This window comes from Chelatococcus sp. XZ-Ab1, assembly GCF_029309855.1.
GTDB lineage: Bacteria > Pseudomonadota > Alphaproteobacteria > Rhizobiales > Beijerinckiaceae > Chelatococcus_A > Chelatococcus_A sambhunathii.
Genome location: NZ_JARKII010000004.1, coordinates 227,907 through 240,407, shown reverse-complemented (window position 1 = coordinate 240,407; position 12,501 = coordinate 227,907). Strand labels below are relative to the sequence as shown.

Annotated in this window: 12 protein-coding genes; 7 read left to right on the top strand and 5 right to left on the bottom strand. The window is 68.5% G+C overall.

Features of this window, described 5'->3' with window-relative positions; translation table 11 throughout:
• The 7 genes from P2T65_RS08860 to P2T65_RS08830 all read left to right on the top strand — a co-directional run bounded on the left by P2T65_RS08860 (nucleotide 1) and on the right by P2T65_RS08830 (nucleotide 7,522).
• Nucleotides 1-795, top strand: a complete 795-nt coding sequence (locus tag P2T65_RS08860; RefSeq protein ID WP_071923836.1) for an ABC transporter permease — start codon at nucleotides 1-3, stop codon at nucleotides 793-795.
• 8 nt (nucleotides 796-803) lie between these two features.
• On the top strand, nucleotides 804-1,088 hold the full coding sequence (locus P2T65_RS08855; RefSeq protein ID WP_276199607.1) for a (2Fe-2S)-binding protein: 285 nt from the start codon (nucleotides 804-806) through the stop codon (nucleotides 1,086-1,088).
• Complete coding sequence (locus P2T65_RS08850) at nucleotides 1,085-2,458, top strand: NAD(P)/FAD-dependent oxidoreductase (RefSeq protein ID WP_276199606.1); 1,374 nt, start codon at nucleotides 1,085-1,087, stop codon at nucleotides 2,456-2,458. Before P2T65_RS08855 ends, P2T65_RS08850 begins: the two co-directional genes overlap by 4 nt.
• Nucleotides 2,455-3,639 (top strand): FAD-dependent oxidoreductase, encoded by a 1,185-nt coding sequence (locus tag P2T65_RS08845; protein WP_055458182.1) that lies wholly within the window; start codon nucleotides 2,455-2,457, stop codon nucleotides 3,637-3,639. The genes P2T65_RS08850 and P2T65_RS08845 overlap by 4 nt, the downstream gene beginning before the upstream one ends.
• Before the next feature lie 5 nt (nucleotides 3,640-3,644).
• Nucleotides 3,645-4,694, top strand: coding sequence for an ABC transporter substrate-binding protein (locus P2T65_RS08840; RefSeq protein ID WP_055458183.1), 1,050 nt, complete (start codon nucleotides 3,645-3,647; stop codon nucleotides 4,692-4,694).
• Nucleotides 4,695-5,028: 334 nt separating this feature from the next.
• Complete coding sequence (locus tag P2T65_RS08835) at nucleotides 5,029-7,221, top strand: malate synthase G (RefSeq protein ID WP_276199605.1); 2,193 nt, start codon at nucleotides 5,029-5,031, stop codon at nucleotides 7,219-7,221.
• Nucleotides 7,222-7,351: 130 nt separating this feature from the next.
• Nucleotides 7,352-7,522, top strand: a complete 171-nt coding sequence (locus tag P2T65_RS08830; RefSeq protein WP_019404776.1) for a hypothetical protein — start codon at nucleotides 7,352-7,354, stop codon at nucleotides 7,520-7,522.
• Between the two features lie 13 nt (nucleotides 7,523-7,535).
• Here P2T65_RS08830 and P2T65_RS08825 read toward each other — a convergent pair whose 3' ends face one another.
• The 5 genes from P2T65_RS08825 to tmk are packed head-to-tail and all read right to left on the bottom strand — an operon-like array spanning nucleotide 7,536 to nucleotide 12,496.
• A complete protein-coding gene (locus P2T65_RS08825; RefSeq protein ID WP_071923830.1) occupies nucleotides 7,536-8,342 on the bottom strand; it encodes an MBL fold metallo-hydrolase in 807 nt (268 codons plus the stop codon).
• A complete protein-coding gene (locus tag P2T65_RS08820) occupies nucleotides 8,339-9,142 on the bottom strand; it encodes a TatD family hydrolase (RefSeq protein ID WP_276199604.1) in 804 nt (267 codons plus the stop codon). Before P2T65_RS08820 ends, P2T65_RS08825 begins: the two co-directional genes overlap by 4 nt.
• On the bottom strand, nucleotides 9,142-10,707 hold the full coding sequence (metG, locus tag P2T65_RS08815; protein ID WP_276199603.1) for a methionine--tRNA ligase: 1,566 nt from the start codon (nucleotides 10,705-10,707) through the stop codon (nucleotides 9,142-9,144). Before metG ends, P2T65_RS08820 begins: the two co-directional genes overlap by 1 nt.
• A gap of 27 nt (nucleotides 10,708-10,734) precedes the next feature.
• Nucleotides 10,735-11,820 (bottom strand): DNA polymerase III subunit delta', encoded by a 1,086-nt coding sequence (locus tag P2T65_RS08810; protein WP_276199602.1) that lies wholly within the window; start codon nucleotides 11,818-11,820, stop codon nucleotides 10,735-10,737.
• Nucleotides 11,810-12,496, bottom strand: a complete 687-nt coding sequence (tmk, locus tag P2T65_RS08805) for a dTMP kinase (protein ID WP_276199601.1) — start codon at nucleotides 12,494-12,496, stop codon at nucleotides 11,810-11,812. The genes P2T65_RS08810 and tmk overlap by 11 nt, the downstream gene beginning before the upstream one ends.
• Nucleotides 12,497-12,501 lie beyond the last annotated feature (5 nt).

Sequence of the window (12,501 nt, the reverse complement as noted above, 5' to 3'; positions counted from 1 at the left end):
ATGCAGAAGAACGGCCCCGTCGCGCTCCTCTTTCACGCCCTCGTCGTCGCCTTCGTCCTGGCGCCGCTCGTCGTCATCTGCCTCGTGGCGTTCACGCCCGAGAACACGCTGACGATGCCGACCACCGCGTTCTCGCTGCGCTGGTTCCGGGCCGTGTTCGAGCATCCCGATTTCGTCACCGCCTTCGGCAACTCGCTGTGGCTCGCCACGATTGCCGCCAGCATCTCCGTCGCGATCGCGGTGCCGGCGGGCCTCGCCATCGACCGCTACCGCTTTCCCGGCCGCGATGCGCTCAACGGGCTTTTTCTCTCGCCGCTCATCATTCCGCACCTCGTGCTCGGCGTCGCTTTCCTGAGGCTCTTCGCCCTCATCGGCGCCACCGGCTCCTTCGCCTGGCTGGTGCTGAGCCACGTCATCATCGTCACGCCCTATGTGCTGCGCCTCGTGCTCGCGGCGCTGTCGGGGCTCGACCGCAGCGCCGAGCAGGCGGCGATGACGCTGGGCGCCTCGCGCTTCACGGTCTTCCGGCGCGTCACCGCGCCGATGATCCTGCCCGGCATCAGCGGCGGCTGGCTCATCGCCTTCATCAACAGCTTCGACGAACTGACGATGTCGATCTTCGTGACCTCGCCCGCCACCGTGACCTTGCCGGTGCGCATGTACATGTACGCCACCGAATCCCTCGACCCGATGATGGCCGCGGTTTCGGCGCTGATGATCGCGCTCACCGCCCTCGCCATGCTGGCGCTCGACCGCGTCTTCGGTCTCGACAAGATCCTCGTCGGCGAGAAGTGAGGCGCGGCATGTCCCTCTTTCACCGCATCGCCCGCAGCGACCATGCGCCGGTCCGGTTCCTGCTCGACGGCGTGCCCTGCGAGGGCCGCGAGGGCGACACCCTGCTCACCGCCATCCTGACCCATGTCGACAAGGTGCGCGTCAGCGACTTCTCCGGCGCACCGCGGGCCGGCTTCTGCCAGATGGGCGCCTGCCAGGATTGCTGGGTGACGCTGGCGGACGGCGAGCGCGTGCGTGCCTGCACGACGCCACTTACGGCCGGCATGTCCGTCGTGACGGGAGCTGCCGCATGAGCCACCCGCAGCCGCTCGTCGTCGGTGCCGGCCCCGCCGGCGTGCGCGCCGCCGAGACGCTCGTGAAGGCGGGCCTTCGCCCGCTCGTTGTCGACGAGGCGCCTGCCTGTGGCGGCCAGATCTATCGCCGTCCGCTCGTGAAGGACGAACGCGATGCACGCGCGCTCTACGGGTCGGAAGCCGGCAAGGCGCAGCGCCTGCACGGCGCCGTCGCCGCTCTGGCGGACCGGATCGATCACTGGCCTCGCGCGCTCGTCTGGAACCTGCGCGACGGCCGCGCCGATATCGCCGTCGCCGGCGAGAGCCGTGCGGTCGCCTACGATGGGCTCATCCTCGCCACGGGCGCGAGCGACCGCGTGCTGCCGGTCCCAGGCTGGACTCTGCCCGGAGTCTTCACCCTCGGCGGGGCGCAGGTCGCCCTGAAGGCGCAGGGCTGCGCCATCGGTCGGCGCGTCGTCTTCGCCGGCTCCGGGCCGCTGCTCTATCTCGTCGCCTGGCAGTACATGAAGGCAGGCGTCAAGGTGGTCGCGGTGCTCGATGCCGCGCCGCTCGCGGCCAAGCGCCACCTGCTGCGGGGACTGGCGCTCGCGCCCGATATCGTCCTGCGCGGCATGCGCTTTGCCGCCGAACTGCGACTCAACGGCGTCATGCTGCGCCATGGCATCGACGATCTCGCCTTCGAGGGCGAGGGCAGGGTGGCCGGCGTGCGCTGGCGTGAGGGCAGGCGGGAGCGGCACCTCTTCTGCGACGGCGCCGGCTATGGCCTGTCGCTCCGTTCGGAGACGCAGCTCGCCGATCTTGCCGGATGTACCTTCGCTTTCAACCAGCGCGACCGGGCCTTCCTGCCGCAACGCGACCCGTCCGGCCGCACCAGCGTCCGCGGCGTCTATCTCGCCGGCGACGGCGCCGGCATTGCCGGGGCGGATGCGGCGGAGCTCGCCGGCGAGCGGGCGGCGCTCGCGCTCCTCGAGGACCGCGGCCTGCCGCATGCGCCGGAGCGGGCGGCGGACCTGGAACGAAAGCTCGCCCGGATCGACCGTTTCCGCGACGTGCTGGAGGCTGCCTTCCCCTTTCCCGCCGAATGGGCGGCGCGCGTGAAGGACGAAACAGTCGTCTGCCGCTGCGAGGAGGTGAGCGCCGGCGCCCTGCGCAACGCAGTGCGCGACTTTTCGCTCGACGAGATCAACCGCCTCAAGGCCGTCAGCCGCATCGGCATGGGCCGTTGCCAGGGCCGCTTCTGCGGCGCGGCGGCGGCCGAACTTCTCGCTGTCGAGACAGGACGCGGCGTCGAGGCTGTCGGCCGGCTCAGAAACCAGCCGCCGGTCAAGCCGGTGCCGCTCACGCTGATGCCGCGGGAGGCCGCGGAATGAGCACGCGCCTTCACGTCGATGTCGCCGTGATCGGCGGCGGGCTCGTCGGCAGTTCGGCGGCTCTGGCCCTCAGCCAGATGGGCATGAGCGTGGCGCTGCTCGACCGGCGTTACTGCGGCGCGCAGGCGAGCGGGGTCAACTACGGCGGCGTGCGGCGGCAGGGCCGGCCGCCCGAGCAGTTGCCGCTGTCCCAGCGTGCCCATGCCGTCTGGCCACGGCTCAAGGCTCTCATCGGCATCGACGGCGAGTTTCTGCGCTCGGGCCATCTCAAGCTCGCGATGAGCGAGGCCGACATGGCGTCGCTCGAAGCCTATGCGGCGAAGGTCGCCGACTGCGGCCTCGATCTTGAACTCCTCGGTCACAACGAGTTGCACCGACGCTTTCCGTGGCTCGGCGACGCAGTCGGCGGCTCCTTCTGCGCGGGGGACGGTCATGCCAATCCGCGCCTCGTGGCGACCGGCTTTGCCGCCGCCGCCCGCCGCGCCGGCGTCCACGTTCTCGAGAACACGCCCGTCACGGGCGTTGCCCGCAATGGCGCGGGCTTTGCGCTGGAGGCGGGGGAGGGGCTGAAGCTCACGGCCGGCACCGTCATCAACAGCGCCGGCGCCTGGGCTGATCGTTTCGCGGCCGAGTTTGGCGAGCCGGTGCCGCTCCGGCGCATCTATCCGTCCATGGTGGTGACGGAGCCGCTCGAGCCGGTGCTCACTGTCAACATTGGCATGGAGGGCGGCGGCATCTACGCCCGGCAGGTCGAGCGCGGCAACTGCATCGTCGGCGGCGAGCGGGCCGAAGCGCTGACGGATGCGGACTTCTCGCGCCCCCGTTCGGATGGGGCGCTCGCCATCATGAGCCGTGCCGCCGCGCTCTTTCCCGGCCTTGCGAAGGCCCAGGCCATCCGCTTCTGGAGCGGCACCGAGGCCGAGATGCCGGACAGGAACCCGGTCATCGGCCCGAGCCTGACGACGCCGGGCCTCATCCACGCCTTCGGCTTCTCCGGTGCCGGCTTCCAGATCGCACCGGGCGTCGGCGAGGTGCTGGCGGAGCTCGTCCGCGACGGCCGGACCACCACGCCGATCGAGGCCTTTTCCATCGCCCGCTTCGTGGCGGGCACAGCGACCGACCGCACCACCCTCGGCTCGGGTGCGGGGAAGGAGCAAGAGCCGCAAAGAAGGGGAGCCTGACAGTGATGACGAACCGCACCATCCTCTTGGCCGGGGCCGCGGCCCTCGCCCTCGGCCACGCCACCGCCGTGTCCGCTGAGACGAAGACGCTCTATGTCGGCATGAACGGCGGCAATTTCGAGCGCACCTACACCCAGGCCGTCTTCCCGGACTTCGAAAAGGCCAACGACGTCAAGATCGTCGTCGTGCCGGGCACCTCGTCCGACATCCTTGCCAAGGCGACGGCGGCCAAGGACAAGCCGCAGATGCACGTCATGTTCCTTGACGACGGCGTCATGGTGCGTGCCGTCGGCGCAGGGCTGTGCGAGAAGCTGAAGCCGAGCCCGGAGCTCGACGAAATCCTGCCCAACGCGCGGCTCAAGGGCGACATGGCGGCGGGCGTCGACCTCGGCATGACGGGCCTTGCCTACAACAAGAAGCTGTTCGACGAGAACGGCTGGGCGGCGCCGACCTCGTGGATGGACCTCGCCGACCCGAAGTTTCAGGGCAAGGTCGTCTTCCAGTCCGCCGCCGCCTCGTCCTTCGGCCTGCACGCCTTCCTGATGTTCAACCGCATCCAGGGCGGCAGCGAGGACAACGTCGAGCCCGGCTTCGAGAAGTTCCGCGACACCATCGGCAAGAACGTCATCGAATTCATCCCGAATTCGTCGAAGATCTCGGAAATGGTGCAGACGGGCGAAGCCGCCATCTTCCCGCTGACGCCGACCTCGGTCGCGACGCTGAAGGACAAGGGTATCCCCGTCGAATACGCCCAGCCGAAGGAAGGCTCGGTGGTGCTGATGGTGGCCGAATGCGTCATCGCCGGCAATTCGGAGCCTGAGCTCGCCCAGAAGCTCGCCGCCTATCTTTTGTCCGCCGAGGCCCAGTCGAACGCGCTCGCCGCCGGCAATATCGTGCCATCGAACCCGAAGGCGAAGGCGCGCACGCCAGAGGCGGAGAAGAAGCTCGAGGTCTTCCACGGCTACATGAAGACCGCCGTGACGCTCGACTGGGACGTGATCAACGCCAAGCGGCCGGAGTGGAACAGCCGCTGGAACAAGACGATCGAGCAGTAGGGCACGCTGCCGCCCGCTCCATCGAGGGGTGTTGCTGGTGACATGCCCGCGCTCGTGGCGGGCATGTCGGTCCGTCACGCCGGTCCGCGCCGGTGGCGATGTACAGCGTCGAAAATCGCATAAGGAAGATTATGGAACTTATTAGAACGAGCCGAGGTCTCTGTCGGTGGTATAGCGCTATCTCCCATCCCGGGCGGCCGGCGATCGCGTCGTGTTCATTTTTTCCCTTTGGTTGAAAGTCCATCTCGTTGCACCGCGGTGCCCCAGGGCTAGACTTGGCTTAAAGCTCGGTCATGCGGCAGCGCATGTTTTGGTTGTGATCCTGGAGGTTGTGATGGGCGGTTCCGGCCAGATGGCGAATGGATATATCGCATGCGGCAAGCTCCGGGTCGCTGCACCGCTTCATGCCTTCATCGCCGAGGAAGCGCTGGTGGGCACGGGCATCGCGCCCGCCGATTTCTGGCAGAGACTGGAATCGATCATCGCAACCTTCGCGCCGCAAAATCGGGCGCTGCTGGCGAAACGGGACGCACTACAGGCGCAGATCGACGCGTGGCACCGCAGCCGCGCCGGTGCCCCACACGAAGCCGCGGCTTATGAGCTGTTCTTGAAGGAAATCGGCTACATCGTTGATGATGAAGGAGATTTCTCCGTAGGAACCACGAGCGCCGATCCGGAGATCGCCGAGCTCGCCGGGCCGCAGCTCGTCGTGCCGGTGATGAACGCGCGCTATGCGCTCAACGCCGCCAATGCCCGCTGGGGCAGCCTCTATGATGCGCTCTACGGCACCGATGGGCTTGACGGCACGAAGCCACCGCCGGGCCCTTACGATCCGGCGCGCGGCGTCAGAGTCATCGCTTTCGGCCGACGGGTGCTCGACCAGCACGTGCCGCTGGCTTCCGGCTCGCATGCTGAAGCCCGGCGCTACGCTGTCGATGGTGCCACGCTCACCGTGCAGCTTGCGGACGGCAGCACCACGGGTCTTGCAGATGCAGCGCAATTCGTCGGCTTTGCCGGGGGGCACGGAGCCCCGGAGGCGCTCGTCTTCACAAAGCACGGCCTTCACCTTGTCGTACATTTCGACCGCGGCCACCCAATAGGCGGCACCGACGCGGCCGGCATCAGCGATATCGAGCTCGAGGCGGCGCTGTCGACCATCATGGACTGCGAGGATTCCGTCGCGGCCGTGGACGCGGAGGACAAGGTCGCCGTTTATCGCAACTGGCTCGGCCTGATGCGCGGTGATCTTGTCGAGACCTTTGTGAAAGGCGGCCGCACCGTGACGCGCCGCCTGGCGGCGGATCGGCTCTACAAGCGCCCGGATGGCGGGGAACTGCGCCTCAAGGGGCGCAGCCTGATGCTCGTGCGCAATGTCGGCCACCTGATGACGACGGATGCGGTGCTGGACGACAACGGCGGCGAGATCCCAGAAGGCATCCTCGACGGCATGGTGACCGCGGCCATCGCCCTGCACGACATCGGCCCGGCTGGCCGGAGGGCGAATTCGGCCAAGGGCCAGATGTACATCGTCAAGCCCAAGATGCATGGGCCCGAGGAGGTTGCCTTCGCCGATGCACTCTTCGCTGCCTTCGAGGATGCCCTGGGCCTTGCGCGCAACACGCTCAAGATGGGTGTGATGGATGAGGAGCGCCGCACGAGCGTCAACCTCAAGGCTGCGATCCGCGCCGCCAGAGATCGCATCTGCTTCATCAACACGGGCTTCCTCGACCGCACGGGTGACGAGATTCACACCTCCATGGAGGCGGGTCCCATGGTCCGCAAGGCGGACATGAAAGCATCCACCTGGATCAAGGCGTATGAGGACGGCAATGTCGATATCGGCCTTGCCGTCGGTCTCGACGGCCACGGCCAGATCGGCAAGGGCATGTGGGCCATGCCCGACCTGATGCACGCCATGCTCGAGCAAAAGCTCAGCCATCCGCTCGCCGGCGCGACCACCGCCTGGGTGCCCTCGCCCACAGCGGCGACCCTGCACGCGCTCCACTATCTGGCGGTCGATGTCGCCGCCCGGCAGGCGGAGATCCGCAAGCGTCCCCAAGCCCGGCGGTCGGATCTCCTCACGCTGCCCCTGGTCGACCGCGTGAACTGGTCGCCGGAAGAAATCGCAGAGGAGGTCGACACGAACGTCCAGAGCCTTCTCGGCTACGTGGTGCGCTGGGTGGATCAGGGGGTCGGTTGCTCCAAGGTACCGGACATTCACGACGTCGGCCTGATGGAGGACCGCGCCACGCTGCGCATCTCGGCGCAGCATCTCGCCAACTGGCTGCGCCACGGCATTGTCTCGCGCGATCACGTAATGGAGGCCTTGAAGCGGCTCGCGGCGGTCGTCGACCGTCAGAATGCGGGCGATCCCGCCTATCGACCGATGGCACCCGATTTCGAGGCTTCGCTGGCCTTCCAGGCGGCTTGCGCTCTCGTCTTCGAGGGAACGCGCCAGCCGAACGGCTATACCGAGCCGCTGCTTCACCGCTTCCGCCGCCTGCGCAAGGAGAAGGACCGGGCCTGAGCGATCCCCTCACCCCGCCTGCCCGGGCTACCGGGCGGGTGCGGCCGGAACCGCATGGCGGTGCGCGGCGTTGCTTCCCATATGACCAGTGAGGTCTTTTGGCACTGCGTCGAAACCGAAGGAGCCAAGCATGGGCGATCCGCGCAAGACCCGCAATGAGCAGGAGCGCGACAAGGCTGAGAAGAAGCAGCATCAGGACGAACTGCTGGACGAGGCGCTGGAGGAATCCTTTCCCGCCAGCGATCCGCCATCACAGACCCAGCCCACGCCGAAGCACAAAAAAGAAAATAAAGACAGATAGTTGCGGATCGAATTTAATCAGAAACCGTAATCGTCATGCCGTCATAGGCCGGCTCGACGTGGGCCGGCACTTGCCGGCTCAGGGTGGCGTAGTCGAGATCGGTGTGCAGGTTGGTCAGCACGGCACGCCGCGGCGCCACCTCGTCGATCAGCGCCAGCGCCTCCGCGAGGCTGAAATGGCTCGGGTGCGGCGTGTAGCGCAGCGCGTCGATGATCAGCACGTCGAGGCCGCGCAGCAGCGCCTTCGCCTCCTCCGGCATGGCGCTGACGTCGCTCGCATAGGCGAGCCCGCCGAAGCGGAAGCCGAGCGCGTCGATATTCCCGTGTACCATGCGAAAGGGCAAGGCAGCGAGCGTGCCGCCCGGCCCGTTGATGTGCACCTCGCGCCCGCTTGTGAGGCGATGCTCGACGAGGATGGGCGGATAGTCGCTGCCGGGCGGCGTGATGAAGCAATAGCCGAACCGGGTGCGCACCTGCGCGCTGGTGCGCTCGTCGAGATAGACGTCGATGCAGCGGCGCATCGTCAGGACGAGCGGCCGCAGGTCGTCGATGCCGTGGGTATGGTCGGCGTGCTCGTGCGTGAAGAGGACGGCATCGAGGTGGCGCACGTCGCTGTCGAGCAGTTGCTCGCGCAGGTCGGGTGAGGTGTCGACGAGCACCGTCGTCGCCGCGTCCCTCGCTTCGCGCCGCTTCTCGACCAGAATCGAGCAGCGGCGGCGCCTGTTGCGCGGCTCGGCAGGGTCGCAGGCTCCCCATCCCATGCCGACGCGTGGCACCCCGCCGGATGATCCGCAACCGAGAATGGTCACGGTCAGCGTCATGCGGCGCTTTCCCCGGCCCCCTGGCCGAGATCGGCTTTGGTGAAGAGGCGCCGGAAGTTGTCGGTGGTGATCGCGGCCATCTCGGCCGCCGTCACGCCGTGCACCTCCGCCAGCACTTTGGCCGTATGCACAACGAAGGCGGGCTCGTTGCGCTTGCCGCGATTGGGAACGGGGGCGAGATAGGGCGCATCCGTCTCGACGAGCAGCCGCTCGCGCGGCACGCGCGCCGCGATGTCGCGCAGCTCCTGCGAGCCCTTGAAGGTCAGGATGCCGGAGAAGGAGACATGGAGCCCGAGCTCGACGCCGACGCGGGCAAGCTCCGGCCCGGACGAGAAGCAGTGCAGGATGGCCTGGAATGCGCCCTTCCCCATCTCGTCACGGAGAATGGCGATCATGTCCTCGTCGGCGGCACGCGCATGGATGACGAGCGGCAGGCCCGTCTCCCGCGCCGCGGCGATATGGGTGCGGAACACCGCCTGCTGCACGTCCCGCGGGCTGCGGTCGTAATGATAGTCGAGCCCCGCCTCGCCGATGGCGATGCAGCGCGGGTGGCGCGACAGCGCGACGAGCTCGGCGGCCGTGACGTCAGGCTCCTCGCCAGCATTGTGCGGATGGGTGCCGACTGTGCAGGAGACGCCGGAAAATCGCTCCGTGATCGCCGCATAGGTCGGAAACTGCCTGACGCGCGTCGAGATGGTGACGAGATGGCCGACGCCGGCCGCCCGAGCACGCGCCACCACGGCATCGAGCTCGCTGGCGAAATCGGGGAAGTCGAGATGGCAGTGACTGTCGACCAGCATCAGGCCTTGGTCTCCTGCAGCTCCTCCTCCACGAAACGTGGGAAAACAGGCGCCGGTGCCGGCAGCACGGTGCCAGCGGCGAGGCGCCCGGCAGGACCGAGCGCATCGAACCGGCGCCGATCTTCATCGACGGCGAGAAGATCGAGCAGGCGCGCGGCGGCGGTCGGCGTGACGGGCTGCGCGAGGATGGCGACGTTGCGCAGCACCTCCGCCGTCACGTAGAGCACGGTCGCCATGCGGGCGGGATCGCTCTTGCGCAGGGCCCAGGGCTCCTGGCCGGCGAAATAGCGGTTCGCCTCGCTCACCACCGCCCAGACGTCGGCGAGCACGGTATGCAGGGCATAGTTCTGCATCGCCGCCCGCGCCTTGGCGAGAAGTCCGTCCGCCGCGCCGAGCAGCGCTTCGTCTGCGGCAGTGAAGGCGCCGGGTTCGGGCACCCTGCCCTCGCAGTTCTTGGCGATCATCGACAAGGAGCGCTGCGCGAGATTGCCGAGGTCGTTGGCGAGGTCCGCGTTGATGCGGTTGACGATGGCCTCGTGGCTGTAGTTGCCGTCCTGGCCGAAGGGCACCTCGCGCAGGAAGAAGTAGCGCAGTTGGTCGACGCCGTAGGTGCCGGCGAGCGCGAAGGGGTCGATGACATTGCCGACCGACTTCGACATCTTCTCGCCGCGGTTGAACAGGAAGCCGTGGCCGAAGACGCGCTTCGGCACCTGCAGCCCAGCCGACATCAGGAAGGCCGGCCAGTAGACGGCGTGGAAGCGCACGATATCCTTGCCGATGATGTGCACGTCCGCCGGCCAGTAGCGCCAGCGCGGCGAGCCCTCGGTGTCGGGATAGCCGAGCCCGGTGATGTAGTTGGTGAGCGCGTCGACCCACACATACATGACGTGGCCGGGCGCGTCCGGCACCGGCACGCCCCAGGTCAGTGTGGTGCGCGAGATCGAGAGGTCCTGCAGCCCGCCCCTGACGAAGCTCATCACCTCGTTTCGCCGGCCTTCCGGGCCGATGAAGTCGGGATTGCTCTCGTAGAGCGCGAGGAGCCGGTCCTGATAGGCCGAGAGGCGGAAGAAGTAGGTCTTCTCCTCCGTCCATTCCACCGGCGTGCCTTGCGGGCCGAGGCGCACGCCGTCGGCGTTCAGCGTGGTCTCGCTCTCGTCGTAGAAGGCCTCGTCGCGGACCGAGTACCAGCCCGCGTAGGTGTCGAGATAGATGTCGCCGGCGTCCGCCATGCGCTTCCACAGCGCCTGCGAGGCGGCGTAATGGGCGGGCTCGGTCGTGCGGATGAAGCGATCGCGCGCCACGGCGAGCGCATCGCACATCTTCTCGAAGAGCGCCGTGTTGCGGTCGGATAGTTCGCGCGGGCCGATGCCTTCCTTCGCCGCCGTCTGCGTCATCTTCAGGCCGTGCTCGTCGACGCCGGTCATGAAGAAGACGTCGTATCCGTCGAGCCGCTTGAAGCGGGCGATGGCGTCGGCCGCCACCGCCTCGTAGGCGTGGCCGATGTGCGGCGCGCCATTCGGATAGGAGATGGCGGTCGTGATGTAGAAGGTCTCGGGATGGCCCATGCCCAACCGTGTCCGAATATCGCTGGCTCAGGCGGCTTCGCCGTGGCGGAGGGCGCCTGCCAGGTCGTTGAATATCGACAGAACCAGGGGGCGGCGGTCGAGATTGAGCACCTGCGCTTCGCGCGCCGCACCGCGGCTCTTCTCCCACACCTCGACCAAGGGCGCAAGGCGAGCCGCGCCTTCAGCCGCCCGGGCATGAATGGTCTGCGTGACGAACATGTCGATGGTCGCCATCAGGGCCGCGAAGGCCTCCTCGCCGTCCCTGCCTGCGCAGAGCTCGGCAAGGCCGAGCACCTCGCGCATGTCGAGCGCCGGCAGGCGGGCGAGCATCGCCCGCACCCGCTCGACAAGGGCGATGCGCTCCTCGTCGAGGAGTTCGAGCGCGCCTTGCACCGAGCCCTGCGCCAGGGCGGCCGCGCGCGCCCTGAGGCCGGGCTCGATCGCATCCCAGGGCGCACCGAGCCCCTCCACGACCGTCTCGATCTCGTCCGGCGCGAGCTCTCCCAGCGTCAGCTTGCGGCAGCGCGAGCGGATCGTGGCCATGACGCGGCCCGGGCTGTGCGAGACGATGAGGAAGATGGAGCGCGGCGGCGGCTCCTCGACGACCTTCAGGAGCGCGTTGGCGCTCGCGACATTGAGGTCCTCGGCGCTGTCGACGATGCAGATGCGGTAGCCACCCGCGCCCGCGGTGGAGCCGAAGACGGCAAGGGCGCGCCGCACGGAATCGATGGCGATGACGCTCGACGGGCCCTTCTTGTCGGTGCCCGGCGTGCGCCGCAGGACGACGAGGTCGGGATGCGACAAGGCCGCCACCTTGCGCGCCACCGGATGGTCCGGCGCGACGGCGAGGTCCCGCACCGCAGGCGCCGCGGCGGGGTCGGGATTCGCGAGCAGGAAGCGCGCCACCCTGTAGGCGAAGGTCGCCTTTCCGATGCCGCGCGGCCCGCCGATGAGCCAGGCATGATGCAGGCGGCCGGCCCGCCAGGCATCGAGGAAGGCGCGCTCGGCCTCGCCATGGCCGACGAGGTCGAAACGCTCGCGCGGGTGCGGCGTGAGGCCGTAGCGGTCCGGCTCGACGCCTTCTTGCTGCGTGGACGCCGGTTCACGCGCCATCATCCGCCTCCCCGATCGTTGCCCCGAGAAGCCGGGCCTCCACATGCGACCAGATGTCGGCCGCGACGGCATCGGCGCCGCGGCTCGCGTCGATGACGACGCAGCGCGCCGGCTCCTCCTCGGCGATCGCCAGGAAGGCGGCGCGAAGTGCCCGGTGAAAGCCGATATCCTCCGCCTCGAAGCGGTCGGTCGCCTCGCTTCGCGCCTGCCGGCGCGCATCCGCCCGCGCCAGGCCCAGCTCCGGCGGAAGGTCGAGGATGAACGTCAGGTCCGGCCGCGTGGGGCCGACGACGACCTCCTCGAGGCGGGTGAGAAAGGCCGGATCGAGATCGCCCAGCGCCCCCTGATAGGCGCGGGTCGAATCGCAGAAGCGGTCGCACAGCACCCATTGCCCGCGCGCCAGCGCCGGGCGGATCGTCGTCTCGAGGTGGTCGTTGCGGGCGGCCGAGAAGAGGATGGCCTCGGCCGCCGGTCCGAGCGCCTTGGCCTTGCCCGCGAGCAGGAAGCTGCGGATGCGCTCGGCACGCGGCGCGCCGCCCGGCTCGCGCGTCGCGATGGTGTCGAGGCCGTGTTGCGACAGGCGGCTGCGCAGGCGCTCCACCTGGGTGGACTTGCCCGCGCCCTCGCCGCCTTCGAACGTGATGAACCGGCCCGGCGACCGCGTTTCTCCCGGCAAGACGG

Excerpts from the sequence above, each read along its gene's own strand:
- P2T65_RS08855 (WP_276199607.1), top strand. The coding sequence starts at position 804 with ATGTCCCTCTTTCACCGCATCGCCCGCAGCGACCATGCGCCGGTCCGG.
- P2T65_RS08810 (WP_276199602.1), bottom strand. The coding sequence starts at position 11,820 with ATGGCGCGTGAACCGGCGTCCACGCAGCAAGAAGGCGTCGAGCCGGAC.
- P2T65_RS08820 (WP_276199604.1), bottom strand. The coding sequence starts at position 9,142 with ATGCTGGTCGACAGTCACTGCCATCTCGACTTCCCCGATTTCGCCAGC.
- P2T65_RS08835 (WP_276199605.1), top strand. The coding sequence starts at position 5,029 with ATGGGCGGTTCCGGCCAGATGGCGAATGGATATATCGCATGCGGCAAG.
- P2T65_RS08825 (WP_071923830.1), bottom strand. The coding sequence starts at position 8,342 with ATGACGCTGACCGTGACCATTCTCGGTTGCGGATCATCCGGCGGGGTG.
- P2T65_RS08850 (WP_276199606.1), top strand. The coding sequence starts at position 1,085 with ATGAGCCACCCGCAGCCGCTCGTCGTCGGTGCCGGCCCCGCCGGCGTG.
- P2T65_RS08840 (WP_055458183.1), top strand. The coding sequence starts at position 3,645 with ATGACGAACCGCACCATCCTCTTGGCCGGGGCCGCGGCCCTCGCCCTC.
- metG (WP_276199603.1), bottom strand. The coding sequence starts at position 10,707 with ATGGGCCATCCCGAGACCTTCTACATCACGACCGCCATCTCCTATCCG.
- P2T65_RS08830 (WP_019404776.1), top strand. The coding sequence starts at position 7,352 with ATGGGCGATCCGCGCAAGACCCGCAATGAGCAGGAGCGCGACAAGGCT.
- P2T65_RS08845 (WP_055458182.1), top strand. The coding sequence starts at position 2,455 with ATGAGCACGCGCCTTCACGTCGATGTCGCCGTGATCGGCGGCGGGCTC.
- P2T65_RS08860 (WP_071923836.1), top strand. The coding sequence starts at position 1 with ATGCAGAAGAACGGCCCCGTCGCGCTCCTCTTTCACGCCCTCGTCGTC.